The sequence below is a fragment of the Streptomyces sp. NPDC046261 genome, from assembly GCF_040646235.1.
In the GTDB taxonomy this organism is placed as follows: domain Bacteria; phylum Actinomycetota; class Actinomycetes; order Streptomycetales; family Streptomycetaceae; genus Streptomyces.
This window is the reverse complement of the sequence record NZ_JBEYZU010000015.1, coordinates 55,414-80,688: the sequence shown is the minus strand read 5'-3', so window position 1 is coordinate 80,688 and position 25,275 is coordinate 55,414. Positions and strand designations below refer to the sequence as shown.

Genomic DNA, 25,275 nt, shown 5'->3' with positions numbered 1-25,275 from the left:
GGAAACCCTCGGGCGGCCGGCCCTTACTTCACCGTCGGGACGGCGGGATTTGAACCCACGACCCCTTGACCCCCAGTCAAGTGCGCTACCAAGCTGCGCCACGTCCCGGTGCCGTGTCCCTCCGGGCGTTTCTTCCCGGTGGGGCGTGCAGAAAGAAAATATCCTGTTCTGGGCTGTGATCCAAATCGGGGGTGCTGGTGGTCAGCTGCGGCGCTTGAAGGTGTCGGTGGGGATGTCGATCCGGCGCCCGTCCGGCAGGCTGAGGGGGATGGTGTCGCCGTACTTGAACAGCTCACGACGGGTATAGGCGTCGTCCCGGGGCAGGGTGAGCAAAGTGCACTCCCCGAGGAACGGGTCGATGATCAGGTATGCGGGGACGCCGAAGCGGGCGTACTGCCGCACCTTGATCGCGTAGTCGTTCTTGTCGTGCTTCGACGATACGACTTCGATCGCGGCCAGGAGATCCTCGTACGTGAACTTCTCCGCGGCCCTGTCCTCGACGATCGACAGATCCGGGCAGCGCCGGGGCTCTCCAGGGAACTCGAACGGGACGTCGGAGAACACGCGATCCTTGCGGATGCCGGACGCCACGGCGGCGTCGCGGATGTCGAAGATGGTCAGGCTCTGGACGCTGCTCTGCGGCGTCATGATGATGCGGTCCCCCACTGCTTCGATCTTGAAGCCGTCCAGCACCGCCGCGATGCGTTCGATGGCTTCCTGCAAGGAATCGCTCTGCGCGGTCATGGTCAGAACAGCCTCCCCTGCTCGGGTCGATCGATAGTCGCATCGTAGAACGCCTCCGAACGCGGCGAAGCCCGAACATTCACCCTCGCGCGCTATTGACGAAACATACGGCGCAGTGCATAGTTATGCCTAACAGCGCATGAGAGCGCAGCGCACTGCACCGTAAGGAGAACCCCGTGACCGAGCGCGTCGTACTCGCCTATTCGGGCGGCCTTGACACCTCCGTCGCCATCGGCTGGATCGCCGAGGAGACGGGCGCCGAGGTCATCGCCGTCGCCGTGGATGTCGGCCAGGGCGGCGAGGACCTGGACGTCATCCGCAAGCGCGCGCTCGCCTGCGGTGCGGTGGAGGCGGAGGTCGCCGACGCCAGGGATGAGTTCGCCGAGGAGTACTGCCTCCCGGCGATCAAGGCGAACGCCCTGTACATGGACCGGTACCCGCTGGTCTCCGCCCTGTCCCGGCCCACGATCGTCAAGCACCTCGTGGCCGCCGCCAAGAAGCACGGCGCGACCACCGTCGCCCACGGCTGCACGGGCAAGGGCAACGACCAGGTGCGGTTCGAGGCCGGTATCTCCTCGCTCGCGCCCGAGCTGAAGTGCATCGCCCCGGTCCGGGACTACGCCATGACCCGGGACAAGGCCATCGCCTTCTGCGAGGCCAAGGGCCTCCCGATCGCGACGACCAAGAAGTCGCCGTACTCCATCGACCAGAACGTCTTCGGCCGGGCTGTTGAGACCGGCTTCCTCGAGGACATCTGGAACGCCCCGATCGAGGACGTCTACGACTACACCGCCAACCCGGCCACCCCCCGGGAGGCCGACGAGGTGATCATCACCTTCGAGCAGGGCGTGCCGGTGGCCATCGACGGCAAGCCGGTCAGCGTCCTGCAGGCCATCCAGCAGCTCAACGAGCGGGCCGGCGCCCAGGGCGTCGGGCGGCTGGACATGGTCGAGGACCGGCTGGTCGGCATCAAGTCCCGGGAGATCTACGAGGCCCCCGGCGCGATCGCGCTGATCACCGCGCACCAGGAGCTGGAGGCCGTCACCGTCGAGCGTGAGCTCGCCCGGTACAAGCGGCAGGTCGAGCAGCGGTGGGCCGAGCTCGTCTACGACGGCCTCTGGTTCTCCCCGCTCAAGCGGGCCCTGGACGGCTTCATCGCCGAGGCCAACGAGCACGTCTCCGGTGACATCCGGATGACGCTGCACGGCGGCCGGGCCGTCGTCAACGGCCGGCGGTCCCAGAAGTCGCTCTACGACTTCAACCTCGCCACCTACGACACCGGCGACACCTTCGACCAGTCCATGTCCAAGGGCTTCATCGAGATCTTCGGCCTGTCCTCGAAGATCGCCGCCAAGCGGGACCTCGCGTGAGCGAGCAGCAGGACGTACGCCTGTGGGGCGGCCGGTTCGCGGACGGACCGGCCGAGGCCCTCGCCAAGCTCTCCGCCTCCGTCCACTTCGACTGGCGGCTCGCCCCCTACGACATCGCCGGCTCCCGCGCGCACGCGCGCGTGCTGCACAAGGCCGGGCTGCTGACCGACGACGAGCTCACGCGCATGATCGAGGGCCTCGGGCTGCTCGAGGCCGACGTCGCGGCCGGCACGTTCACCGGCACCATCGCCGACGAGGACGTGCACACCGCCCTCGAGCGGGGGCTGCTGGAGCGGTGCGGGCCCGAGCTCGGCGGCAAGCTGCGCGCCGGACGGTCCCGCAACGACCAGGTCGCCACGCTGTTCCGGATGTACCTGCGGGATCACGCCCGGATCATCGGCGGGCTCATCGCCGACCTCCAGGAGGCGCTCGTCGGCCTCGCCGAGGCCCACCCGGACGTGGCCATGCCCGGGCGTACGCACCTGCAGCACGCCCAGCCCGTCCTCTTCGCCCACCATGTGCTCGCCCACGTCCAGGCCCTGTCCCGGGACGCGGAGCGGCTGCGGCAGTGGGACGAGCGCACGGCCGTCTCGCCGTACGGCTCGGGGGCGCTCGCCGGGTCCTCCCTGGGGCTGGATCCGGAGGCGGTGGCCGCCGACCTCGGCTTCGAGCGGGGCTCGGTGGGCAATTCCATCGACGGCACGGCCTCGCGCGACTTCGTCGCGGAGTTCGCGTTCATCACGGCGATGATCGGCGTCGACCTGTCGCGCATCGCCGAGGAGGTCATCATCTGGAACACGAAGGAGTTCTCCTTCGTGACCCTCCACGACGCCTTCTCCACCGGCTCCTCGATCATGCCGCAGAAGAAGAACCCCGACATCGCCGAGCTGGCGCGCGGCAAGTCGGGCCGGCTGATCGGCAACCTCACCGGGCTGCTGGCCACGCTCAAGGCCCTGCCGCTCGCCTACAACCGGGATCTTCAGGAGGACAAGGAGCCGGTCTTCGACTCCTGCGACCAGCTGGAGGTCCTGCTGCCGGCCTTCACCGGGATGATGGCGACCCTCACGGTCCACCGCGAGCGGATGGAGGAGCTGGCCCCCGCCGGTTTCTCGCTGGCCACCGACATCGCCGAGTGGCTGGTCAAGCAGGGCGTGCCCTTCCGGGTGGCGCACGAGGTCGCCGGCGCGTGCGTCAAGGAGTGCGAGGCGCGCGACATCGAGCTGGACGAGCTGACCGACGAGCAGTTCGAGGCGATCTCCGCGCACCTGACCCCCGAGGTCCGTACGGTCCTCAGCGTGCCGGGTGCGCTCGCCTCCCGCAGCGGCCGGGGCGGTACGGCCCCCTCCGCCGTGGCGACGCAGCTGCAGGAGGTCAAGGCGGACCTGGCTCTCCAGCGGGAGTGGGCGGACGCCTGGCGCGGCTGACGGCACCGACCTGCCCCCGACCAGTCGCTGTCGACACATCGACGACCCGAATGAGACATCATTGTCTCATTCGGGTTATCGTCGTCTCATGAGCCTCGACCGTGAACGAGTACTGAGAGCAGCCGCGGCCCTGCTCACCCGCAAGGCGACCGCCTCCATGGACGAGATCGCCAAGGCCGCCGGCATCAGCAGGGCCACCCTCCACCGTCACTTCGCCGGGCGTGACGCGCTCGTCCGCGCCCTCGAACAGCTCGGCATCGAGCAGTTCGAGCGGGCCCTGGACGAAGCCCGGACCGACGAGGGCGACGCGGTCGAGGCCGTACGGCGGCTCATCACCCACACCGAGCCGGTCGCCGGGATCCTGTCCTTCCTCTACTGCGAGAACCAACTCTTCGAAGGCGAGATCAACGAGGGCTGGAACCGTCTCGACGCCCGCGTGAACGCGCTCTTCGTGCGCGGCCAGGAAGAGGGGGCCTTCCGCATCGACCTGTCACCCGCCTGGCTCACCGACGCGCTGTACGGCCTGATCGCCGCGGGGGCGTGGGCCGTGCACGATGGGCGGGTGGCCGCCAAGGACCTCACCCGCATGGTCTCCGAGCTGTTGCTCGGCGGCGCGCAGCGGAGGGTGGACCGGTGAGCAGCAAAACCAGCGCCCCACAGCCCGATGGGCGCAAGACCGCGCAGCCGCCGCGCCCGGGGCGCTGGCTCGCGCTGGCCGTGCTCGCGCTGGCCGTCCTGCTCGTCGCCGTCGACGCCACCGTGCTGGGCCTGGCGACGCCCTTCCTCAGCGAGGACCTGCGCCCCTCCGGCACCCAGCTGCTGTGGATCGGCGACGTCTACTCCTTCGTCATCGCCGGTCTGCTCGTCTCCATGGGCAGCCTCGGCGACCGCATCGGCCGCAAGAAGCTGCTGCTGACCGGCGCGGTCGCGTTCGGCGCGGTCTCGGTGCTCAACGCCTACGCGACCAGCCCCGAGCTGATGATCGCCGCCCGGGCGCTGCTGGGTGTGGCGGGCGCGACGCTGATGCCATCCACCCTCGCCCTCATCCGCAACATCTTCCACGACCCCAGGGAGCGCAGCCTGGCCATCGGCGTCTGGGGCGCCATGGCCTCCGCCGGTGCGGCCGTGGGCCCGGTGGTGGGCGGCTTCCTGCTGGAGAAGTTCTGGTGGGGATCGGTCTTCCTGATCAACCTGCCGGTCATGGCCGTGCTCGTGCTCGTCGGCGTCAAGCTGCTGCCGGAGTCCCGCGACCCCGCGCCGGGGCCCTGGGACCTGCTGAGTGTCGTGCTGTCGATGGTGGGCGTCATCGCCGTCGTCTATGCGATCAAGGAGGGCGCCACGCACGGCCCGACCTGGCCGATCGCCCTGGTGGCCGCGGTGGGCCTGGCGGCGCTGACGTGGTTCGTACGGCGTCAGCTCACCCTGGACTCGCCGCTGCTGAACATGCGGCTCTTCCATCACCGGGGCTTCTCGGCCGCGGTCATGGCGGACCTGCTGACGGTGCTGGGCCTGTCCGGAATGGTGTTCTTCCTGTCCCAGTTCCTCCAGCTGGTGCAGGACCGCAGCCCCCTGGAGGCGGGGCTCGCGGAACTGCCCGCGGCGATCGGCGCGGTGACGGCCGGTCTCCTTGCGGGGCAGGCCGCCCGGCGCTGGTCCGTGCGGTCGGTGGTGGCCGGCGGGCTCGCGGCGATCGGGCTGGCGCTCGCGGTGCTGGTCTGGCTGGCGCCCGGCACCACCTACCCCGTGCTCGGCACGGTGCTGCTGGTCGTCGGCGTGGGCGCGGGCTTCTCCTTCACCGTCACCGCCGACGTGATCCTCTCCAGCGTGCCCAAGGAGCAGGCGGGCGCGGCCGCGGCGGTCTCCGAGACGGCCTACGAGCTCGGTGCCGCGCTCGGCATCGCGCTGCTCGGCTCGATCGTCACCGGCGTCTACCGCGACTTCGCCGTGCCCGCCGACGTCCCGGTGGCACAGGCCACCGAGGCCCGGGAGTCGCTGGGCGGGGCGGTCGAGTCGGCGGCCACGCTGCCGGCCGACACCGGCGGGGCGCTGCTGGCCTCGGCCCAGGACGCCTTCGTCGAGGGTCTGCGGATCGCCTCGGGTGTCGGGGCCGTGGTGCTGCTGGCCACGGCGGTGGCGGCCTGGTGCCTGCTGCGCGGGCAACGGCTGGAGGAAGGGTACGGCGGCTGAGCCGGGTAGGGCTCGAATGAGCAGCAAACCGCACAGGGACCGGGGCTGGCAAGCCCCGGTCCCTGTGAATTTTACCGGCGGGTAACTCTCTTGACGCCGTACTGACGCCCCGGGGAACATCACGTCCACATCGGTCGACATTGTCGAACGTCGTTCGGACGAGGGCGTCCGTGGTCGGACGCCGTGTTCAAAGGAATCCCCACACCATGCGTCTGCGTACCACCGCACGGTTCCTGGTCGCCGCCGCGGCCACCGCCGCCCTGAGCCTCATGGGACTCACCGCGTCCCCGGCCTCCGCCTCGCCCCTGGACATCCCGCCCAAGGGCGCCAACGACTGGTCCTGCAAGCCGGATTCGGCACACCCGCAGCCGGTCGTGCTGGTCAACGGCACGTTCAAGCTGATGGTCGAGAACTGGTCCCGGCTCTCCCCGAAGCTCAAGGAGGCGGGTTACTGCGTCTTCGCCTTCAACTACGGGAACATGGAGACCGCCCCGATCCCGCAGGGAGCCGCCGAGCTCAAGGACTTCGTCGAGGCCGTGCGCGGTGCCACGGGCGCGGAGAAGGTCGACATCGTCGGCCACAGCCAGGGCGGCATGCTGCCGCGCTACTACGTCAAGTTCCTCGGCGGCGCCGACAAGGTCGACGACCTCGTGGGCATCGTCCCCTCCAACCACGGCACGAAGAACCCGCTCGCGATCCCGGCGGGCTGGACCTTCTGCCCCTCCTGCGTGGACCAGCAGGCCGGCTCCGACCTGCTGAAGAAGCTCAACGAGGGCGACGAGACGCCGGCCGGCCCCGACTACACGGTCGTCACCACCCGGTACGACGAGGTCGTCATCCCCTACACCAGCGCCCTGCTCACCGGCCCGGCCGAGCGCCTGACCAACGTCGTCCTGCAGGACAAGTGCCCGCTCGACCTCTACATGCACGACCAGGCCACCAAGGACCCGGTCGTCGCGCAGTGGGTGCTCAACGCCCTGGGCCGCAAGGGCCCGGCCGACCCGGCCTTCCAGCCCCGCTGCCTCGGCGGAGCCTGACGGCCGGTGACGGCTCAGGCCGCCTTGGCCTTGGTGGCGTACATGTCCACGTACTCCTGGCCCGACAGACGCATCACGTCGCTCATCACCTCGTCGGTGACGGCGCGCAGCACATAGCGGTCGCGGTCCATGCCCTCGTAGCGGGAGAAGTCCAGCGGCTCACCGAAGCGCACCGTCACCGGCGCGATGCGCGGGATGCCCTTGCCGCTGGGCTGGACCTTCTCGGTGCCGATCATCGCGAACGGCACCACCGGCGCGCCCGTCATCAGCGCGAGGCGGGCGATGCCGGTGCGGCCGCGGTACAGCCGGCCGTCGGGGGAGCGGGTGCCCTCGGGGTAGATGCCGAAGACCTTGCCCTCCTCCAGCACCCGGCGGCCGGTCATCAGCGCGGCCACACCGCCGTTGCCGCCGTCCCGGTCGACCGGGATCATGCCGGAGGCGGTGAAGAACCACGCCATCAGCCGGCCCTTGACGCCCTTGCCCGTGACGTACTCGTCCTTGCCGATGAAGAACACCTGCCGCTTGACGATCAGGGCCAGGAACAGCGAGTCGATGAACGTCGTGTGGTTCCCGGCCAGGATCACGGGCCCGCTCCCGGCGATGTGCTCGGCTCCCTGAACCGTCGGGCGGTACAGGACGCGCATGAGCAAGCCGAGGAACGCCTTGAGCAAGATGCGGGACAACGGACCCTCCGGTCGTGGTGTTCGGGCGGGCGCACACAGCGCGCACGTGACGATACTCGCGGGTACCCGTCCCACGCACCTGAGGTTGACCGACTCGAAACAGAGTGTTGACGTGACTTTTCCCTCCGTTCCGTTTGCGTTCTTCAACCGGGAAGTCGTACGCGCATACGATCGCCCGGCCAGCGCAACACACAGCACCGAGGAGAGTTCATGCAGCAGGAGCAGCGGCCGGGCAGGCGCACGATGCTGGGGGCCGCGGCGGCCCTCGGCGCGGGAGCGGTCGTCCTGAGCGGCGGAGCGGCACCGGCGATGGCGGCAGGGACGGCGACGGAGCGCGGCGGCCGGGGAGGTTCGTACAAGGACCTGCCGGTGCCGACCGTCATCGGCCACCGCGGCTGCAGCGGCTCCCGCCCCGAGCACACCCTCGGCTCCTACCAGTTCGCGCTGGACAACGGCGCGGACGTCATCGAGCAGGACCTCGTCCCCACCAAGGACGGCCACCTGGTCTGCCGGCACGAGAACGACATCACCGGCACCACCGACGTCGCCTCCCGGCCGGAGTTCGCCTCCCGCAAGACCACCAGGACCGTCGACGGCGAGGCCCACACCGGCTGGTTCACCGAGGACTTCACCCTCGCCGAGCTCAGGACGCTCCGCGCCAAGGAGCGCATCCCCGCCACCCGTCAGCACAACACCCTCTACGACGGCCGTTGGCAGGTGCCCACCTTCGAAGAGGTCCTCAAGTGGGCCGAGGAGCAGGGCCGCAAGCGCGGCCGCCGGATCTGGCTGCACGTCGAGACCAAGCACCCCACCTACTTCCGCAAGGCCGGCCTCGGCCTGGAGGAGCGCCTGGCCAAGCTGCTGCGCCGCTACGGGCGCGCCGGCCGCAACGGTTACACCTTCGTGCAGTCCTTCGAGCCCAGCAGCCTCCAGCGGCTGAACAGGCTCGGCGTCGACTGCCCCAAGGTCCTGCTGCTGGACGACCTCACGACCCGCCCCTGGGACTTCACCGAGGCCAAGGATCCGCGCACGGTCGCCGACCTCATCACGCCCAAGGGCCTGGCCTGGGTCTCCGGCTTCGCCCAGGGCATCGGCCCCTGGCTGAACCTGGTCATCCCCCGGGACAAGAACGACAAGCTCACCAAGCCGACCGCGCTGGTGCGCGACGCGCACGCCGCCGGGCTGATCGTGCACCCGTACACGATGCGCAACGAGAACAGCTTCCTGCCGGCCGACTTCCGGCGCGGCGGCGACCCGAACGCCTACGGTGACGCCTTCGGCGCGTTCGCCACCTACTTCGCGACCGGCATCGACGGCATATTCTCGGACAACCCCGACACGGCGGCCCTCGCGCGGGACGCGTACCTCAAGCGCTGACGCACCGCGTCCGGCGAGGCGGGGCGGGCCGGCCGCGGCCCGCCCCGTACGGGTGATTGCCGGGTGAGCGGGAAACCGCGGGGCGGGGCGGGGCGTCCCCGACCGCATGACGCACAGTGATCTCCTGACCCGGCTCGGACCCCTGCTCGAGGCCGAGTGCGCCGCGGAGGCGGCCGCGGCCGGCGGGCTCGACGCCGCCGATCTCGAACAGTCCGTCTGGCTGCGGCTGCTGAGCGACGGCCGCACGACCGTCTCCGCCGCCCGGTTACGGACCACCGTGCGCTCCGAGGCCCGTGCCGCCCGCCGCCGGGCGCGCCGCGAGGTGCCCTACGACCCGACCGCGCAGCCGCCGCCCGGGGCCGGCCCCGGAGTCGAACAGACCGTGCTGGCCGCCGAAGCGGGCCGCGAACTCCGCGCGGCCGTCCGCCGCCTGCCCGGCCGCTGCCCCGGGCTGCTGGCGGCCCTGCTGTCCGGCAACGACCCGACCTACCGGGAAATCGCAGGGAAGTTGGGAATGTCACAAGGATCTTTGGGGCCCGTACGTTCCCGTTGCCTGGGATGCCTGCGCAGAATGCTCATGGCAGAGATTGCGGCTCCTTGACGCGGGGGAAAGGAGCGATAGGCAACCCACCAGGGGAGGCATGCGCACATGGGCATGAGCGTGACCATCTCGGCCGCGGCCGGGAACGATGCCGAGCAGATCCTCAAACTCCAATACCTCTGCTATCAGAGCGAGGCCGAGCTCTACGGCGACTACTCCATCGAGCCCCTCACCCAGACCCTCGACGACCTGCGCGCCGAACTGGGCGGCGGCTGCGTGCTCGTGGCCCGGCTCGGCGAGGAGGTCGTCGGCTCCGTGCGCGGCACGGTCGACGGCGAGGGAACGGCCGTGATCACCAAACTCATCGTGCACCCCCGGATGCGGCGGCACGGCCTGGGCGGGCGGCTGCTCGCCGCGGTCGAGGAGCACCTGGCGGCCGACTGGTCCGCCAAGCGGTACCGCCTCGCCACCGGCCAGCGCAGCGAGGTCAACCTGCGCTTCTACCGCGACAAGGGATACCAGCGCACCCGTACCGAGCAGATCTCGCGCACGCTGACCCTGATCACCCTGGAAAAGGAAGCGGCACCCGCCTTCGTGACGAGTGCCTAGCGTTCCGGGGGTTCCTCAGCGTGGTGCCCGGCGCAGCCAGACCATGGCGGTCACCGGCAGGATCACGGGGATGAAGAGGTAGCCCATGCCGTAGTCGGACCAGACCGTCGCGTCGGGGAAGGCGGACGGCTCGACGAGCGTCCAGGTGCCCACGATCAGCACGCCGGCCAGCTCGGCGGCGCAGCACACCAGCGCCGCCTTGCGGGCCGATTCGCCGCCGCGCACCAGCGAGTACGTGATGAAGGCGTACACCAGCGCGGCGGCGGCCGACAGCACGTACGCCAGCGGCGCCCGGCCGAAGTCCAGGATCATCTGGACGACCGAGCGCGAGGCCGCGGCGACGGTGAACACCCCGTACAGCCAGACCAGCAGCCGGCCGGGCCCCTGGCCGAGGTCGAAAGCGGCCCGGGACCCCTTGCCGGGCGTCGTGGGTTCGGACACGGTCAGCCTCCCCAGATGTCGTACAGCCGCACCTCGAGCACGGCCAGGATCACGGCGCCCGCCGCCACGGTTGCCGAGCCCCAGCGGGTCCGCTCGGCCAGCGACATGAAGCCCGCCGCCGGTACCGCCGCCGCCGCGCCGAGCAGATAGGCCACGAAGATGGCCGTGCCCTGCGCGGGCTCGTCGCCGCCGGCCAGCCGCACCACGCCGATGACCAGCTGCGCCAGGGCGAGTACCGTCACCACGGCCATGCCGATGAAGTGCCAGTCCTTGGTGGGCTGGTCGCGCGAGAAGGCGAAGCCGCACCAGGCGGCCAGCGCGAGGGCGGCCAGACCGGCCGCGAGCGTCAGCGCGCCGATCACCGTGACCCCCCGGCGGCGCGGGCGGGCGAATGGGGCTTGACAGGCATGGGACGACTTTAATCGTCCGGTGGGCACGGACCGCCCGCGCCCCCGCCTGTCCACCAGGTGATCATCGGTGTCCGGCATTCGGACAGGCTTGGCCGATTCGCACGCACTTCTGTTTTACTGGCCCGCATGACCACGACGAGCACCCGCACTCTTGCGACCGAGGCGATGACGACGCCCGGTGCTGCTCGTCGCATGTGTCGAATGTGTGACCGCTGAGGGCCCCCGTTCCGTAGCCTCGCGCCCCGAAGCGAGACCCCGTGGACCCCGCGCCCGGCCACCGCCGCCGGACCCGGACCACCGCCCCGCGTCACCAGGACCCCCGCACCGCGCCCGTACGCGCCCACCGGGGGCTCCCATGCCGCGTTCCGCAATGAATGCCCGTGCCGGCACCACCACCGCCGCGCACTCGACAGTGACGGAAACCCCTGTGATCACCACTACGGGCCTGACAAAGGTCTACCGCTCACGCGGCCGCGAGGTCACCGCCCTCGACGGCGTCGATCTGCACGTCCGTGAGGGCGAGGTGTACGGCGTCGTCGGACAGAGCGGCGCCGGCAAGTCGACCCTCATCCGCTGCGTGAACCTCCTGGAGCGCCCCAGCTCCGGCACGGTCACCGTCGCCGGACAGGACCTGACCGCCCTCGCCGGCCGAGGCACCCGGGCGGGCGCCGAACTGCGCAAGGCACGCAGCCGCATCGGCATGGTCTTCCAGCACTTCAACCTGCTCTCCTCGCGCACCGTGCAGAGCAACATCGAGCTGCCGCTGGAGATCCTCGGCGTCTCCGGCAAGGAGCGCGAGCGCAAGGCCCTCGAACTGCTCGACCTCGTCGGCCTCGCCGACAAGGCCAAGGCCTACCCCGCCCAGCTCTCCGGCGGCCAGAAGCAGCGCGTCGGCATCGCCCGCGCCCTGGCCGGCGACCCCAAGGTGCTGCTCTCCGACGAGTCGACCTCCGCGCTCGACCCGGAGACCACCCGCTCGATCCTCCAGCTGCTGCGCGACCTCAACCAGCAGCTCGGCCTGACCGTCCTCCTCATCACCCACGAGATGGAGGTCGTCAAGACCATCTGCGACTCCGCCGCGCTGATGAAGGGCGGCCGCGTCGTGGAGTCCGGCACCGTCTCCGAGATCCTCGCCACCCCCGGCTCCGAGCTCGCCGCCGAGCTCTTCCCCGTCGGCGGCGAGCCCTCCGGCCCCGACCGCACCGTCGTGGACGTCACCTTCCACGGCGAGGCCGCCACCCAGCCGGTGATCTCGCAGCTCTCCCGCACGTACAACATCGACATCTCGATCCTGGGCGCCGCGATGGACACCATCGCCGGCAAGCAGGTCGGCCGGATGCGCATCGAGCTGCCCGGCCGCTTCGAGGAGAACGTCGTGCCGATCGGCTTCCTGCGCGAGCAGGGCCTGCAGGTCGACGTCGCCGACATCAAGACCCCGGCGCCTGCCGACGCGCTCCTGAAGGAAGGTGCCAAGTGACCTGGACCGAGATGCAGCCCCTGCTGCGCGACGCCTGTCTCGACACCCTTTTCATGGTGTGGTGGTCCACCGTCTGGGCCGTCATCGGCGGCATCCCGCTGGGCCTGCTGCTGGTCCTCACCGACCGGGGCGCGCTGCTGCAGAACGTCGTGGTGAACAAGGTCATCGGCGTGATCGTCAACCTCGGCCGCTCGCTGCCCTTCATCATCCTGCTCGTCTGGCTGATCCCCCTCAGCCGCCTGATCGTCGGCACCTCCATCGGCCCCAGCGCCGCCGTCGTGGCCCTGGTCATCGGCGCCGTGCCGTTCTTCGCCCGGCTGGTGGAGACCGCCATCCGCGAGGTCGACCACGGCCTGATCGAGGCGGCCCAGTCGATGGGCGGCGGCACCTTCACCGTCGTCTTCAAGGTCCTCCTCCCGCAGGCCCTGCCCTCCCTCATCGCCGGCCTGACCACCACCGTCATCGCCCTCCTCGGCTACTCCGCCATGGCCGGCGCGGTCGGCGGCGGCGGCCTGGGCAACCTCGCCATCACCTACGGCTACATGCGCCACGAGACCGGCCTGATGAACGTCACCATCGTGCTGCTCATCGCCATCGTCACGATCGTCCAGCTCGCCGGCGACCTCGCCGTACGACGCCTGACCCGGCGCAGCGGCCGCCAGGCCACGGCCGTGGGCCTGCGCAGGCTCTGGGCCCCCGCCGTCCCCAAGCCCCGCACCGCCCCCGAGGCCGCGGAGCCCACCAAGGCGGCCTGAGCCGGGCGGCCCGCGAGCCCCCACCCCCCACAACCCACGAGCCCGGACCCTTTGCCGGGCGGCAACACCTCGTGAGAACAAGAAAGAGGCACTCTTCGTGCGTACCACCGTCAAGCTCACCGCCGCCGTCGCGGCAGCCGCCGCGCTGACCCTCGGCCTGAGCGCCTGCAGCGCCCCCTCCGACACCTCCTCCAGCAGCTCGAAGAAGGGCAAGGACGCCGACCCGGCGGCCAAGCTCGTCGTCGCCGCCAGCCCCACCCCCCACGGCGACATCCTGAACTTCGTCCGGGACAAGCTCGCCAAGGACGCCGGCCTGAACCTGGAGGTGAAGGAGTTCAACGACTACGTGCTCCCCAACACCGCCACCCAGAACGGCGACGTCGACGCGAACTTCTTCCAGCACAAGCCGTACCTCGACGACTTCAACAAGAAGAACAAGACCGACATCGTGCCCGTCGTCAACGTCGAGATCGAGCCGCTCGGCCTGTACTCCAAGAAGGGCAAGAAGGTCGGCGACCTGGGCTCCGGCTCCACCATCGCCGTCCCCAACGACGCCACCAACGAGGGCCGCGCCCTCAAGCTGCTCGCCGACAACGGCATCATCAAGCTCAAGGACGGCGTCGGCGCCGAGGCCAAGCTCTCCGACATCGAGGACAAGAAGGGCGTGCGGTTCACCGAGCTCGAGGCCGCCCAGATCCCCTCGCGCCTGGCCGACGTGGACGCCGCCGTCATCAACGGCAACTTCGCCATCGGCGCCAAGCTCAACCCCGCCAAGGACTCCCTGGCCCTGGAGAAGGCCGACGGCAACCCCTACGCCAACTTCCTCGCCGTCAAGAAGGGCAACGAGGGCGACCCCCGCATCGCCAAGCTCGCCAAGCTCCTCAACTCCGACGAGGTCAAGAAGTTCATCGAGGAGAAGTTCAGCAACGGCGCCGTCATCCCCGCCTTCGGCGCGCCGAAGAGCTGACGGCAGCGGCCGAGCAGAGCTGACACTCTGTCACCACGGCCGCGCAGATGGCCCAGGGCCCCGCGTACGCATTCGCCGTACGCGGGGCCCGGCGCTTGGCATACCCACCCGTCGATGCTGCATGCTGGTGCACCCGAGCACACCCGCATCACCCCGAGCCCACCCGCCCCGGCGTTGGAGCAGCGCATGACTTCCACCTTTCCGGACATCTCCATCAGTACGGACCGGCTGGTGCTGCGCCCGTTCGAAGCCGGAGACATCCCCGCCCTCGCCGAGATGATGAACGACGAGCTCATCACGGCCTGGACCTCCGCGCCCTACCCCTACACCACCGCCGACGCCCGCGACTGGGCGCTGCGCCGGGCACCGGGGGAGCGCACCTCCGGGCGCGGAATCGTCTTTGCGGTGACCGAGTTCCTCACCCACCGCCTCGTGGGCACCGTCCACCTCCGCAACACCGACTGGCGCATGCTGGCCACCGAGGCCTCCTACATCACCGCCCCCTGGGCCCGCGGCGAGGGCTACGCCTGCGAGTCCGTCCTCGCCGTCGCCGAGTGGCTCTTCCGCGACCAGAAGTTCGAACGCCTCGAACTGCGCACCGCCGCCGACAACACCGCCGCCCAGCAGGTCGCCCAGAAGACCGGCTGCGTCAGCGAGGGGGTGCTGCGCAGCGCGTGGATAGCACGCACCCGCACCGAGGACGCCGGGTGGACCGAGACCCGCACCGACCTCATCGTCTGGAGCCTGCTGCCCGAGGACCTCGACGAGGGCCGCGACGGCCACCCCGGGGGCGGCTACGACTACGCCTCCACCTTCCCCGACTGGCGCTGAGCCCCCTTCAGCCCCGCGGCCCCGCTGCGGTCCCTACCCATCGGGGTACGCTCACCCTGCCCGCGCCGGCCCCCTGCCCGGGGGACCACCGACCCCAGACAAGCCCAGGAGACAGACGACGATGGCCGACCGGGTCACGGTGATCGGGTGGGACGGCTCACCGCTTCCGGACGCGGCCCGCTCCGCCCTGGCCGCCGCCACCCTCGTGGCCGGCGCCGCCCACCACCTGGCCCTGCCCGAGGTGCCGCCCACCGCCGAGCGCATCCGGCTCGGCAGCGTCGACCTCGCCGCCCGCCGCATCGCCCAGCACCGCGGCTCGGCCGTGGTCCTCGCCGACGGCGACCCCGGCTTCTTCGGCGTCGTCCGCACCCTGCGCGCACCCGAGCACGGCCTCGAGGTCGAGGTGGTGCCCGCCGTCTCCGCCGTCGCCGCCGCCTTCGCCCGCGCCGGCATGCCCTGGGACGACGCCCAGATCGTCGTCGCCCACAGCCGCGACCTGCGACGCGCCGTCAACGTCTGCCGCGCCCACCCCAAGGTCGCCGTCCTCACCTCGCCCGGCGCCGGCCCCGCCGAACTCGCCCTCCTCCTCGGCACCGTCCACCGCACCTTCGTCATCTGCGAGGAACTGGGCACCGAGCGCGAACAGGTCACCGTCGTCACCTCCGACCGGGCCGCCGACCACACCTGGCGCGACCCCAACGTCGTCATCGTCATCGGCGGCTCCGGCGTGCCCGCCGTGCGCACCGGAGGCTGGATCGCCGGCCGCGACCCCGGCCACCCGTCGGCCGCGCGGGGCTGGGCCCTGCCCGCCGAGGCGTACGGACCCGGGCTCGGCGAGGGCGAGAGCACCGAACTGCGCGCCGCCCAACTCGCACGGCTCGGGCCGCGCGTGGGCGACCTCGTCTGGGACATCGGCTCCGGCAGCGGCGCGGCGGCCGTGGAAGCCGCCCGCTTCGGCGCCGCCGTCATCGCCGTCGACCGCGACCGTGAGGCCTGCCGGCGCACCGCCGCGGCGGCCCGGCACCACGGCGTGCAGCTCCAGGTCGTCGAGGGCACCGCCCCCCAGGTCCTGGAGGACCTCCCCGAACCCGACGTGGTCCGCGTCGGCGGCGGGGGAGCCCCCGTCGTCGCCGCGTGCGCCGACCGCCGCCCCGAGCGCATCGTCACCCACGCCGCCACCCGCGACCAGGCCGAGGCCATCGGCCGCGCCCTCGCCGAGGGCGGGTACGCCGTGGAGTGCACGCTGCTCCAGGCGGTGGAGTTGGACACAACCGCCTGGGCCGAGCGCGAGCGCGCCGTAGCCTTCCTCCTGAGTGGCCGTCGTACACACCCCTGAGGGCCGGGGGCCGGGCGGAGGGTAGGCTGGCGGATCGTTGTTGCAGCCGCTCGGTGTCCGACACCACAGTCGTCAATGCTCCGAACGCACCCCCCGCTTGGCGCGTACAGGGCAGGGTGACACCGGACGGCACACAACGTGCCGCGAGGCATCCACGCTCGTTCTTGTCTATGGGCGTGAGCGGTTGGAAGGAGCACTACCGATGGGCGAGGGGTACGCATGACCGACACCGGCCGGTTCCCGGACGAGGGACAGCCGGAGAACGCAGGCGCACTGCCCGGCCACCCGCTTCCCGCGGACGCCGCAGCCCCTGCCGACACCGGAGTCCCGACTGCGCACGCTGCACCGACTGCGCACGCTGCGCCACCTGCGCCTACCGCCCCTACTGCGCCTACTGCACCTTCTACGTATGCCTTCCTCGAGAACGACGTCGCCGACGAGGACGACCTCCTGCTGATGCCGGGCGCCCAGGGCGCCTGGATGGAGCAGCCGGCGCCCCAGGGCGGTACGCACGAGACGGGCGGCCGTGACACCGGTTCCCTCGACTACACGGGCGTGCGCACCCCGCCGCCGGCCCAGGCCCCCGCGGCCGCCGCGCCGCCGCGCCGCCCGCTGCACATGGGCCCGCCCGTGCCCGACCCCTCCAACGGCGTCGTCCGCTCCCTCGCCGACCGTGGCCCGGCCGCTCCCCAGCAGCCCGTCGGCACCCCGGCCCCGCAGGTCGCGGGCGTCGAGTACCTCGACGCACCGCCCTCCCCGGGCCCCGACGACACGGCGCCCCCCGTGGCCTTCGTGCCGACCCAGAACGCCGGCGCCGGAGTGGCGCAGGCGGCACCCGCACCCGTGGCGGGGCACGAAATAATCCCCGAGGCCCAGACGCTGCCGGAGTCTGAGCCGGCCTCAGCCCTGGCGTCCGCGGAGAGCCCCGCCCCGCAGTCCGTGCCCGGCCAGCGGGAGCCCGAGGCCACCGCCGTCGCCGCGCCGCAGCCCGTGTCGGTGCCGGCGCAGGACGGCGCGTCCGCCGCCGCGCCCCAGCCGCAGGCGGCGGCCGCGGAGCCCGCCGCGGTCCCGGCGCCCGCCGAGCCGCAGCAGCAGCCGGTCGGGGGCGTGGCCCCCGGCGCGGCACAGGCGTTCGTCGAACGCCTGGTGCCGAACCTCGCCCAGCAGACCCCCGTGCAGGCCCCGGCCGCGCCCGAGGCCCCGGCCGCCGTCGAGGAGCCCCTGACGCCTGCCCAGGACACGGCCGCGGCCGTGCCCCCGGCGCCGGTCGCCGAAGAGGCGCCCGCGCCCGAGCCGCAGGCCGTCGTCGAGCAGCCCGCGCCCGAGGCCCCGGTCGCCGAGGCCGCCGAGCCCGCTCCGGCGGCGGAAGCTGACGAGCAGTCCGCACCCGAACAGCACGAGGCGACCGTGACGCCGGCCCTGGACGCCGAGCAGCCCGCGCCCGTACCGGCCGTCGCCGCCGACCCGGCTTCCGCCGAGCCCGAGGCCGTCCCCGAGGCCGTCGCCGACGCCGTCCCGGCTCCGGCCGAGCCGGTGCCGGCCGCCCAGCCGACGCCCGACCCGGTCGCGGAAGCGCCCGTCGAGCCTGCCCCGGTGGTAGAGGTGCCCGTCGAGCCTGCCCCGGTGGCGGAGGCACCCGTCGAGCCGGCGCCGGTCGTGGAGGTGCCCGTCGAGGCACCGGTCCAGCCCGCGCCCGTGCCCCCGGCGCCGGTCGCCGAGGAGCAGCCCCAGGCATCCGTCGAGGAGCCCGCGCCGCAGGCCACCGCGCCCGAGGAAGCGGCTCCTCAGGCGACGGCCCCCGAGGCGGCGGCCCCTGTCCAGGCGGCCCCCGACCAGGCGGTGCCCGCGCAGCATGCCCCGGAGCAGGACCAGGTCCCCGCCCCGGCCCCCGTCGAGGAGACGCCGGCCGCCGACCGGGCCCCGGCGCCCGAGCCGGTCCCGGAACCGGCCCCCGAGCCCGTACACATCCACCTGGTCCCGGCCGAGCCGGCCCAGCAGGACGCGGCGGCCGAAGCGGCGCCCGAGACCGAAGCGGCGCCCGCCGCCGAGGCCGAGCCCGAGCCGCAGCCCGAGCCCGAGCCGCTTGGCCCCCCGGCCGTCGGCTACGACGAGGCCGAGCGGGCCGCCGTCCACCGTGTGATCAGGGAGCGGCGCGACATCCGCAAGGGATTCCGTACCGACCCCATCCCGCACGAGGTGCTGCTGCGCGTCCTGGAGGCCGCGCACACCGCGCCCAGCGTCGGCCACTCCCAGCCCTGGGACTTCGTCGTCATCCGCTCCGAGGAGACCCGCCGGACGATGCACGAGCTGGCCACCCGCCAGCGCGAGGCCTACGCCAAGTCCCTCCCCAAGGCCCGGGCCAAGCAGTTCAAGGAACTGAAGATCGAGGCCATCCTCGACACGCCCGTCAACATCGTCGTCACCGCCGACCCCACCCGGGGCGGCCGGCACACCCTCGGCCGGCACACCCAGCCCCAGATGGCGCCGTACTCCTCCGCGCTCGCCGTCGAGAACCTCTGGCTCGCGGCACGCGCCGAGGGCCTCGGCGTCGGCTGGGTCAGCTTCTTCGACGAGCGGGAGATGGTCCGCGCCCTCGGCCTGCCGGAGCACCTCGAGGTTGTCGCCTACCTCTGCGTCGGCTACGTCGACGAGTTCCCGGACGAGCCCGAGCTGATGCAGGCCGGCTGGTCCAAGCGCCGCCCCCTGTCGTGGGTCGTCCACGAGGAGGAGTACGGGCGCCGCGCCCTGCCCGGCGAGGACCCGCACGACCTGCTCGCCGAGACCCTGCGCGGCATCCGCCCGCTGGACGCCAAGGCGCTCGGCGAGGCGTGGGAGCGGCAGAAGCGGATGACCAAGCCCTCCGGCGCGCTCGGCATGCTGGAGATCATCTCCGCGCAGCTGTGCGGCCTCTCCCGCAAGTGCCCGCCGCCGATCCCGGAGCCCGCGGCCGTCGCCATCTTCGCCGGGGACCACGGCGTGCACGCCCAGGGCGTCACGGCATGGCCCCAGGAGGTCACCTCGCAGATGGTGGCCAACTTCCTGGGCGGCGGAGCGGTGTGCAACGCCTTCGCCAACCAGGTCGGCGCCGAGGTCTGCGTCGTGGACGTGGGCGTCGCGGCCGAGCTGCCCAGCACGCCCGGCCTGCTGCCGCGCAAGATCCGGCCCGGCACGGCCGACTTCACCACCGGCCCCGCGATGACCCGAGAAGAGGCCCTGCAGGCCGTCGAGGTGGGCATCGAGACGGCCCGCGACCTGGTCACGGCCGGCAACAAGGCCCTGCTCACGGGCGAGATGGGCATCGCCAACACCACGGTGTCGGCGGCCCTCATCTCCGTCTACACCGGCGCCGACCCGGCCGAGATCACCGGCCGCGGCACCGGCATCAACGACGAGATGCACGCCCGCAAGATCGACGTCGTGCGCCGCGCGCTGGAGCTGCACAAGCCGGACCCGAAGGACCCGATCGGTGTGCTCGCCGCGATCGGCGGCCTGGAGCACGCCGCGCTCGTCGGCCTGATCCTGGGCGGCGCGTCCCTGCGCACGCCGGTGATCCTCGACGGCGTCAGCGCCGGGGCCGCGGCCCTGGTCGCCCGCGCCATCGCCCCCGAGGCGCTGGCGGCGTGCATCGCCGGCCACCGCAGCGCCGAGCCCGGCCATGTCGCGGCCCTCACCAAGCTGGGCCTGCGCCCGCTGGTGGACCTCGACCTGCGCCTGGGCGAGGGCACGGGGGCGCTGCTGGCGCTGCCGGTCGTGCAGAGTGCGGCGCGGGCGATGCATGAGGTCGCCACGTTTGACGCGGCGGGTGTGGCGGAGAAGAGCTGACGTCCGGGGGGCGGCGGGTTGACGATGCGGGTGCGGCCCGGTGGTTGGTTGTGCCCACCCGTTCCGCCTTGCGGAACGACTGCCCACAACCCGCGCCACGCCCCTTAAGGTGTCCTCACCAGCGCATTCGTACGAGGAGACCTGCCCATGGCCGAGCATGCCGAAGTCGCCGCCTACCCCGTCGGACTGCGCCTTGCCGGGCGCCGCGTCGTCGTTCTCGGCGCCGGCCAGGTCGCACAGCGCCGGCTGCCCGCACTGATCGCCGCCGGTGCGGACGTGCTGCTCGTGTCCCCCTCGGCCACGCCCTCCGTCGAGGCCATGGCCGAGGCCGGCGAGGTCCGCTGGGAGCGCCGCCGCTATCGCGACGGTGACCTGGACGGCGCCTGGTACGCCCTGATCTCCACCGACGACCCCGCCGCCAACGAGGCCGCCTCCGCCGAGGCCGAGGCGCGCCGCGTCTGGGCCGTGCGCAGCGACGACGCCGCCTCCGCCTCCGCCTGGACGCCGGCCACCGGCCGCGGCGCGGGCGTGACCGTGGCCGTGCTGACCGGCCAGGACCCGCGCCGCTCCGCCGCCGTGCGCGACGCCATCGTCGAGGGCCTGCGCGACGGTTCGCTGGCCGCACCGCACTTCCGGGACCGGGCCAAGGGCGTGGCCCTGGTCGGCGGCGGCCCCGGCGACCCCGACCTGATCACCGTCCGCGGCCGCAGGCTGCTCGCCGAGGCCGACGTGGTCATCGCCGACCGCCTCGGCCCCCGCGACCTCCTGGACGAGCTGCCGCCGCACGTCGAGGTGATCGACGCGGCGAAGATCCCGTACGGCCGGTACATGGCCCAGGAGGCCATCAACGGCGCTCTGATCGAGCACGCCAAGGCCGGCAAGGCGGTCGTCCGTCTCAAGGGCGGGGACCCGTTCGTGTTCGGACGCGGCATGGAAGAGGTCCAGGCCCTGGCGGAGCATGGCATTCCGTGCACCGTCGTGCCGGGCATCTCCAGCTCGATCAGCGTGCCGGGGGCGGCCGGAATCCCCGTCACCCACCGTGGCGTGGCCCATGAGTTCACCGTGGTCAGCGGCCATGTCGCGCCCGACGACCCGCGTTCGCTCGTGGACTGGGAGGCGCTGGCGCGGCTGCGCGGCACGCTCGTACTGCTGATGTCGGTCGAGAACATCGGCGCGATCGCCTCGGCCCTCATGCGGTACGGGCGCCCGGCCGACACCCCGGTGGCGGTCGTGCAGGAGGGCACCATGGCGGCCCAGCGCCGCGTGGACGCCACGCTCGCCACGGCGGGGGAGCGGGTGAAGGCGGAGGGCATACGCCCGCCGGCCGTCATCGTGATCGGCGAGGTGGTGACGCCGGCCCCGGCGCCGGCCGGCACGTAACCCCCGCACACCGCGTCACCGTCCCGAACCGCCCCGCACCACCCGCACCAGGACAAGGCAGCACCTCCCATGGCCGAACTCATCACCATCGACGACCCCGACGACCCGCGCCTGCACGACTACACGGGCCTGACGGACGTGGAGCTGCGCCGCCGCCGGGAGCCGGCGGAGGGCCTGTTCATCGCCGAGGGCGAGAAGGTGATCCGGCGAGCCCACCAGGCCGGCTACGCGATGCGGTCGATGCTGCTGACGGCCAAGTGGATCGAGGTGATGCGGGACGTCATCGAGGCGAGCCCCGCCCCCGTCTACACCGTGACGCCGGACCTGGCCGAACGGGTGACGGGCTATCACGTCCACCGCGGCGCGCTCGCGTCCATGCAGCGCAAGCCGCTGCCCGCGGCGGGCGAGGTACTGCGGGACGCACGACGCGTCGCGGTTCTCGAGAGCCTCGTGGACCACACCAACATCGGGGCGATCTTCCGCAGCGCGGCGGCCCTCGGCATGGACGCGGTCCTGCTCTCCCCGGACTGCGCGGATCCGCTCTACCGGCGCTCGGTGAAGGTCTCCATGGGCGCCGTCTTCTCCGTCCCGTACGCGCGCCTGGAGACCTGGCCCGGCGACCTGGAGACCGTGCGCGAGGCGGGATTCCGTGTCCTCGCCCTCACCCCGGCCGAGCAGGCCACCTCCATGGACGAGGCGGCACCGCACCGCCTGGAGCGGGTGGCGCTCATGCTGGGGGCGGAAGGTGACGGCCTGTCGCCCCGCGCCCTGCGGGCGGCCGACGAGTGGGTCCGTATCCCGATGGCCCACGGAGTCGACTCGCTCAACGTGGGCGCGGCGGCGGCCGTGGCCTTCTACGCGGTCACGACGGGCCGTCCGACGGCCTGAGACCGGTGGCGTGAGGCCGGTGGCGCCGGCCCGGAGCCCGTCCGGCGATCAAGGACCGGTGTCCGGGGCCACGTCCCGGGAGACGGTGACCGGCAGCTCGCCCATGCTGTGGGCGGGGCCCTGGCAGCCCTGGGCGGCCGCGATGCCGAGGGCGACCAGCAGGGTCACCACCACGAAGACGATCAGGCGCTGACGCAGCAGCTTGCGGTCCGGACCCGGGCGTCGTGCGGCCGGCCGCGGGCGCCGGGCGGGGCGGGCGGCACCCCGGCCGCCCGTGGCCTGGCCGCCGCCGCGCTGCGGCACGGGCCGGCCGTCCGGCATCCGGCCACCGCCGGCGCGGGCGCCGCCCCCGTGCGGGGCATGCCCGCCGGGAGAGCCGTGGGGCGCGTGCGGACGCGGCGTGGGGGCGCTGCCGGGGCGGCGCTCGGTGCGCTGGCGCTCGTACTCCGCCGCCCGCCGTGCCGAGGGGCGGTCCGGTTCGCGGCGGGGCGCCGGCGGCCGGCCCTCGCCGATGCCGTGGGCCTCGCGCGCGGCGATCTCCTTCAGCCGCAGCGAGAGCTGCAGCGTGCTCGGCCGCTCCTCCGGGTCCTTGGCCAGACACGCGTGCACCAGCGGGGCGAGTGCGTCCGGTACGCCCATGAGCTGCGGTTCCTCGTGCACGACGCGGTAGAGCATGACTTCCGAACTGCCCTGTCCGAAGGGAGAGTCGGCGGTCGAGGCGTAGACGAGGGTCGCGCCGAGCGCGAAGACGTCCGTGGCGGGGGTGACGGCGGCGCCCCGCACCTGCTCGGGCGCGAGGAAACCGGGGGAGCCGACGGCCGTGCCCACGTGCGTGAGGGTGCTCGCCCCGGTGGCCCAGGCGATGCCGAAGTCGATGATGCGGGGGCCCTTGGGGGAGAGCAGGATGTTCGAGGGCTTGAGGTCGCGGTGGACCACTCCGGCGTCGTGCACGGCCAGCAGGCCCTCGGCCAACGCTGCCCCGATGGAGGCGGTCTGAGCCGCCGACAGCGGCCCTTCCTCGTTCACCTTGTCGTGGAGCGAGGGCCCCGGTACGTACTGCGTGGCGAACCAGGGCCGGTCCGCCTCCAGGTCCGCGGCCACCAGCCGCGCCGTACAGCCGCCGCGGATCCGCCGGGCGGCGGACACCTCGCGCGCGAAGCGGGAGCGGAACTCCTGGTCCTCGGCCAGGTCCGGCCGGATCACCTTCAGCGCGACCCGCTGGCCGCGCCGGTCGGAGCCGAGATAGACCACGCCCATGCCGCCCGCGCCCAGCCGCCGGTGCAGCCGGAACGAGCCGACGACACGCGGGTCCTCGCGCCGGAGCCGCATCATCGTCATCTTCGTCCCCTACCTCCGGTGGGGCTGCCCCACGTAGCTTCCCGGCGTCTGACGTGGCACAGCTTACGGATTGACGGACGGTCGTGCGCAGAGGCCGCGCATGCGTCGGCGGGTGGATTGTCGGTGCCCGGCCAGGCGCCCGCGGCCCCGTCCGGGGGATCCGGCCGCAGGTCACCGGCGTGCGGGCTGCCTCCCAAGGGGCCATCGCCACAGGGGGATTGACGGGACGGATGGTGATCTTGGGACGACGGTGGCGTGGTGGCGCGGTCCGGCTCGAACGTATGAAGCGGTGGTGGGCGGGGCCGCCCGGCAGGCGCGGACGGTCGCCCGGCGCAGTGGGCCGGAAGTGAGCGAAGTCACCGGTCCCCCCTCCGGGAAGACCCCAAGGCCAAGGGGGTCGGTCTCCACCCAGGGGAGTACCACCCAGGTACCACCCTCATCCTCCGGGAGAACCGGCAAGCGGTACGAGGGCATGACGCCCGGCAGGGGCCCCGCGCCTAGGGTTGAAGACAAGCGGCGGGCACGACACTCGTCCCCCGAGGCCAGGTGCCCGCCGCTCCGCACACATGAAGGGAGCGGGACGATGGCGCACATCGCGGGGCGTACGGGCCACCGGGCACACGGCGGCCGGGGCGCGGACGTCTTCGGCGAGCGCCGGGCGGCTGTGCCCTCGACGCCCGCGTCTCCCGCGCCTCCTTCCCCTCCTTCAAGGGCCTCGACCACCCGCCACCCCTTGGTCGCGGCGGCCATGGTGCTGCCGCTGGCGGCCTTCCTGGCGGTGGTCTTCGGCGGCTGGGACGCCGTCGTCCTTCAAGCGTCGTCCGTGGCCGGAATGCTGGGGCGCTGAGCGCTTCCGGCCCGGGAGAGCGGCCCGGGCCGGGTACAGACCGGTCATAACCCCGTGGGGACGGGGGTGCGGCGGACGGCACGACGAGCCGGGTACCTGGGGAGGTACCCGGCCGTCGCGTTTCCCGGGCCGGGCCCGGCCGACGGGCGGGCGGACCGACGAAAACGGCCGGTGGCCGGAGCCCGAAAGCCCCGGCCACCGGCCGATCAGCGTGCGCGATACTGGGATTGAACCAGTGACCTCTTCCGTGTCAGGGAAGCGCTCTCCCGCTGAGCTAATCGCGCGGGAAGGCCCGTGAGGACCTCGGTGGACGATACTGGGATTGAACCAGTGACCTCTTCCGTGTCAGGGAAGCGCTCTCCCGCTGAGCTAATCGTCCGGGACGCTGCGTGCGCGATACTGGGATTGAACCAGTGACCTCTTCCGTGTCAGGGAAGCGCTCTCCCGCTGAGCTAATCGCGCGGGAAGGTCCATGAGGACCCTGGTGGACGATACTGGGATTGAACCAGTGACCTCTTCCGTGTCAGGGAAGCGCTCTCCCGCTGAGCTAATCGTCCTTGGAGGTGGAGACGGGATTTGAACCCGTGTAGACGGCTTTGCAGGCCGTTGCCTCGCCTCTCGGCCACTCCACCAGGAGTGCGGGGGTTCGGGAAGATCCCCCAACTCGAGCGGACGACGAGACTCGAACTCGCGACATCCACCTTGGCAAGGTGGTGCTCTACCAACTGAGCTACGTCCGCATTTGTCTTTCCGGCCCGCTTCCGCGTCCCGGCGACGTGTTGAACTTTAGCGGATTCCGGCGCCAGCTCAA

Annotated in this window: 22 protein-coding genes and 7 tRNA genes; 17 read left to right on the top strand and 12 right to left on the bottom strand. The window is 72.3% G+C overall.

The genetic code is table 11. From position 1 onward, the window contains the following. Positions 1-34 precede the first annotated feature (34 nt). Positions 35-108 (bottom strand) — tRNA-Pro (locus ABZ956_RS23545). Positions 109-201: 93 nt separating this feature from the next. Further along, complete coding sequence (locus tag ABZ956_RS23540; protein ID WP_361896994.1) at positions 202-744, bottom strand: Uma2 family endonuclease; 543 nt, start codon at positions 742-744, stop codon at positions 202-204. A gap of 176 nt (positions 745-920) precedes the next feature. On the opposite strand from ABZ956_RS23540, the gene ABZ956_RS23535 reads away from it, so the two are divergent. The 5 genes from ABZ956_RS23535 to ABZ956_RS23515 all read left to right on the top strand — a co-directional run bounded on the left by ABZ956_RS23535 (position 921) and on the right by ABZ956_RS23515 (position 6,762). Next, on the top strand, positions 921-2,114 hold the full coding sequence (locus tag ABZ956_RS23535; RefSeq protein ID WP_361896991.1) for an argininosuccinate synthase: 1,194 nt from the start codon (positions 921-923) through the stop codon (positions 2,112-2,114). Continuing rightward, a complete protein-coding gene (argH, locus tag ABZ956_RS23530; RefSeq protein WP_361896988.1) occupies positions 2,111-3,538 on the top strand; it encodes an argininosuccinate lyase in 1,428 nt (475 codons plus the stop codon). The genes ABZ956_RS23535 and argH overlap by 4 nt, the downstream gene beginning before the upstream one ends. A gap of 88 nt (positions 3,539-3,626) precedes the next feature. Continuing rightward, a complete protein-coding gene (locus ABZ956_RS23525; RefSeq protein WP_361896985.1) occupies positions 3,627-4,175 on the top strand; it encodes a helix-turn-helix domain-containing protein in 549 nt (182 codons plus the stop codon). Then, positions 4,172-5,725 carry an MFS transporter gene (locus ABZ956_RS23520; RefSeq protein WP_361896982.1) on the top strand — a complete coding sequence of 518 codons (1,554 nt, stop codon included), beginning with the start codon at positions 4,172-4,174 and terminating at the stop codon, positions 5,723-5,725. The genes ABZ956_RS23525 and ABZ956_RS23520 overlap by 4 nt, the downstream gene beginning before the upstream one ends. 206 nt (positions 5,726-5,931) lie before the next feature. After that, on the top strand, positions 5,932-6,762 hold the full coding sequence (locus ABZ956_RS23515; RefSeq protein ID WP_361896979.1) for an alpha/beta fold hydrolase: 831 nt from the start codon (positions 5,932-5,934) through the stop codon (positions 6,760-6,762). Positions 6,763-6,776: 14 nt separating this feature from the next. Here ABZ956_RS23515 and ABZ956_RS23510 read toward each other — a convergent pair whose 3' ends face one another. Beyond that, complete coding sequence (locus ABZ956_RS23510) at positions 6,777-7,445, bottom strand: lysophospholipid acyltransferase family protein (RefSeq protein WP_361896976.1); 669 nt, start codon at positions 7,443-7,445, stop codon at positions 6,777-6,779. A gap of 210 nt (positions 7,446-7,655) precedes the next feature. On the opposite strand from ABZ956_RS23510, the gene ABZ956_RS23505 reads away from it, so the two are divergent. From ABZ956_RS23505 to ABZ956_RS23495, 3 genes are all read left to right on the top strand, one after another. Continuing rightward, positions 7,656-8,822: a glycerophosphodiester phosphodiesterase gene (locus tag ABZ956_RS23505; RefSeq protein WP_361896973.1), complete on the top strand. Its 1,167-nt coding sequence runs from the start codon at positions 7,656-7,658 to the stop codon at positions 8,820-8,822. Positions 8,823-8,928: 106 nt separating this feature from the next. Next, positions 8,929-9,423, top strand: coding sequence for a sigma-70 family RNA polymerase sigma factor (locus tag ABZ956_RS23500; RefSeq protein WP_361896970.1), 495 nt, complete (start codon positions 8,929-8,931; stop codon positions 9,421-9,423). 48 nt (positions 9,424-9,471) lie between these two features. After that, positions 9,472-9,972, top strand: a complete 501-nt coding sequence (locus ABZ956_RS23495; protein ID WP_361896967.1) for a GNAT family N-acetyltransferase — start codon at positions 9,472-9,474, stop codon at positions 9,970-9,972. A 15-nt stretch (positions 9,973-9,987) separates the two neighbouring features. Here ABZ956_RS23495 and ABZ956_RS23490 read toward each other — a convergent pair whose 3' ends face one another. After that, entirely contained in the window at positions 9,988-10,419 is a 432-nt protein-coding gene (locus ABZ956_RS23490; RefSeq protein ID WP_361897150.1) for a hypothetical protein, read from the bottom strand. Continuing rightward, positions 10,416-10,775, bottom strand: a complete 360-nt coding sequence (locus ABZ956_RS23485; protein WP_361896964.1) for a hypothetical protein — start codon at positions 10,773-10,775, stop codon at positions 10,416-10,418. Before ABZ956_RS23485 ends, ABZ956_RS23490 begins: the two co-directional genes overlap by 4 nt. Positions 10,776-11,193: 418 nt before the next feature. Here ABZ956_RS23485 and ABZ956_RS23480 point away from each other — a divergent pair, with 418 nt between their 5' ends. The 8 genes from ABZ956_RS23480 to ABZ956_RS23445 all read left to right on the top strand — a co-directional run bounded on the left by ABZ956_RS23480 (position 11,194) and on the right by ABZ956_RS23445 (position 22,279). Beyond that, on the top strand, positions 11,194-12,300 hold the full coding sequence (locus ABZ956_RS23480) for an ATP-binding cassette domain-containing protein (RefSeq protein WP_361896961.1): 1,107 nt from the start codon (positions 11,194-11,196) through the stop codon (positions 12,298-12,300). Further along, positions 12,297-13,055, top strand: coding sequence for a methionine ABC transporter permease (locus tag ABZ956_RS23475; protein ID WP_361896958.1), 759 nt, complete (start codon positions 12,297-12,299; stop codon positions 13,053-13,055). The genes ABZ956_RS23480 and ABZ956_RS23475 overlap by 4 nt, the downstream gene beginning before the upstream one ends. A 97-nt stretch (positions 13,056-13,152) precedes the next feature. Next, positions 13,153-14,022, top strand: coding sequence for a MetQ/NlpA family ABC transporter substrate-binding protein (locus ABZ956_RS23470; RefSeq protein WP_361896955.1), 870 nt, complete (start codon positions 13,153-13,155; stop codon positions 14,020-14,022). 186 nt (positions 14,023-14,208) lie between these two features. Continuing rightward, the gene (locus ABZ956_RS23465) at positions 14,209-14,853 is read left to right on the top strand and encodes a GNAT family N-acetyltransferase (RefSeq protein ID WP_361896952.1); all 645 of its coding nucleotides are present in this window, start codon (positions 14,209-14,211) and stop codon (positions 14,851-14,853) included. Positions 14,854-14,974: 121 nt separating this feature from the next. Continuing rightward, positions 14,975-16,189: a precorrin-6y C5,15-methyltransferase (decarboxylating) subunit CbiE gene (gene cbiE, locus ABZ956_RS23460; RefSeq protein WP_361896949.1), complete on the top strand. Its 1,215-nt coding sequence runs from the start codon at positions 14,975-14,977 to the stop codon at positions 16,187-16,189. Positions 16,190-16,408: 219 nt separating this feature from the next. Continuing rightward, a complete protein-coding gene (gene cobT / locus ABZ956_RS23455) occupies positions 16,409-20,011 on the top strand; it encodes a nicotinate-nucleotide--dimethylbenzimidazole phosphoribosyltransferase (RefSeq protein WP_361896946.1) in 3,603 nt (1,200 codons plus the stop codon). Between the two features lie 147 nt (positions 20,012-20,158). Next, positions 20,159-21,391 (top strand): uroporphyrinogen-III C-methyltransferase, encoded by a 1,233-nt coding sequence (gene cobA / locus ABZ956_RS23450; protein ID WP_361896943.1) that lies wholly within the window; start codon positions 20,159-20,161, stop codon positions 21,389-21,391. A gap of 69 nt (positions 21,392-21,460) precedes the next feature. Then, positions 21,461-22,279: an RNA methyltransferase gene (locus ABZ956_RS23445; RefSeq protein WP_361896940.1), complete on the top strand. Its 819-nt coding sequence runs from the start codon at positions 21,461-21,463 to the stop codon at positions 22,277-22,279. A gap of 48 nt (positions 22,280-22,327) precedes the next feature. On the opposite strand, the gene ABZ956_RS23440 is transcribed toward ABZ956_RS23445, so the two are convergent. Next, positions 22,328-23,617 (bottom strand): serine/threonine-protein kinase, encoded by a 1,290-nt coding sequence (locus tag ABZ956_RS23440; RefSeq protein ID WP_361896937.1) that lies wholly within the window; start codon positions 23,615-23,617, stop codon positions 22,328-22,330. Between the two features lie 583 nt (positions 23,618-24,200). Between ABZ956_RS23440 and ABZ956_RS23435 the strand changes: the two genes are divergently transcribed. Further along, entirely contained in the window at positions 24,201-24,464 is a 264-nt protein-coding gene (locus tag ABZ956_RS23435) for a hypothetical protein (protein ID WP_361896934.1), read from the top strand. Between the two features lie 212 nt (positions 24,465-24,676). On the opposite strand, the gene ABZ956_RS23430 is transcribed toward ABZ956_RS23435, so the two are convergent. From ABZ956_RS23430 to ABZ956_RS23405, 6 genes are all read right to left on the bottom strand, one after another. Further along, positions 24,677-24,748, bottom strand: a tRNA-Val gene (locus tag ABZ956_RS23430). Positions 24,749-24,771: 23 nt separating this feature from the next. Further along, positions 24,772-24,843: transfer RNA gene (locus ABZ956_RS23425), tRNA-Val, on the bottom strand. An 11-nt stretch (positions 24,844-24,854) separates the two neighbouring features. Further along, positions 24,855-24,926 (bottom strand) — tRNA-Val (locus ABZ956_RS23420). 20 nt (positions 24,927-24,946) lie between these two features. After that, a tRNA-Val gene (locus ABZ956_RS23415) sits at positions 24,947-25,021 on the bottom strand. A gap of 1 nt (position 25,022) precedes the next feature. After that, a tRNA-Cys gene (locus tag ABZ956_RS23410) sits at positions 25,023-25,096 on the bottom strand. A gap of 35 nt (positions 25,097-25,131) precedes the next feature. Further along, positions 25,132-25,204, bottom strand: a tRNA-Gly gene (locus ABZ956_RS23405). Between the last annotated feature and the right edge of the window lie 71 nt (positions 25,205-25,275).

Bases quoted from the DNA above. Each gene is read 5' to 3' on its own strand.
- ABZ956_RS23540 (WP_361896994.1), bottom strand. From the start codon at position 744: ATGACCGCGCAGAGCGATTCCTTGCAGGAAGCCATCGAACGCATCGCG.
- ABZ956_RS23525 (WP_361896985.1), top strand. From the start codon at position 3,627: ATGAGCCTCGACCGTGAACGAGTACTGAGAGCAGCCGCGGCCCTGCTC.
- ABZ956_RS23515 (WP_361896979.1), top strand. From the start codon at position 5,932: ATGCGTCTGCGTACCACCGCACGGTTCCTGGTCGCCGCCGCGGCCACC.
- ABZ956_RS23505 (WP_361896973.1), top strand. From the start codon at position 7,656: ATGCAGCAGGAGCAGCGGCCGGGCAGGCGCACGATGCTGGGGGCCGCG.
- ABZ956_RS23500 (WP_361896970.1), top strand. From the start codon at position 8,929: ATGACGCACAGTGATCTCCTGACCCGGCTCGGACCCCTGCTCGAGGCC.
- ABZ956_RS23495 (WP_361896967.1), top strand. From the start codon at position 9,472: ATGGGCATGAGCGTGACCATCTCGGCCGCGGCCGGGAACGATGCCGAG.
- ABZ956_RS23480 (WP_361896961.1), top strand. From the start codon at position 11,194: ATGAATGCCCGTGCCGGCACCACCACCGCCGCGCACTCGACAGTGACG.
- ABZ956_RS23465 (WP_361896952.1), top strand. From the start codon at position 14,209: ATGACTTCCACCTTTCCGGACATCTCCATCAGTACGGACCGGCTGGTG.
- cbiE (WP_361896949.1), top strand. From the start codon at position 14,975: ATGGCCGACCGGGTCACGGTGATCGGGTGGGACGGCTCACCGCTTCCG.
- cobT (WP_361896946.1), top strand. From the start codon at position 16,409: ATGACCGACACCGGCCGGTTCCCGGACGAGGGACAGCCGGAGAACGCA.
- cobA (WP_361896943.1), top strand. From the start codon at position 20,159: ATGGCCGAGCATGCCGAAGTCGCCGCCTACCCCGTCGGACTGCGCCTT.
- ABZ956_RS23445 (WP_361896940.1), top strand. From the start codon at position 21,461: ATGGCCGAACTCATCACCATCGACGACCCCGACGACCCGCGCCTGCAC.
- ABZ956_RS23440 (WP_361896937.1), bottom strand. From the start codon at position 23,617: ATGACGATGATGCGGCTCCGGCGCGAGGACCCGCGTGTCGTCGGCTCG.
- ABZ956_RS23435 (WP_361896934.1), top strand. From the start codon at position 24,201: ATGGCGCACATCGCGGGGCGTACGGGCCACCGGGCACACGGCGGCCGG.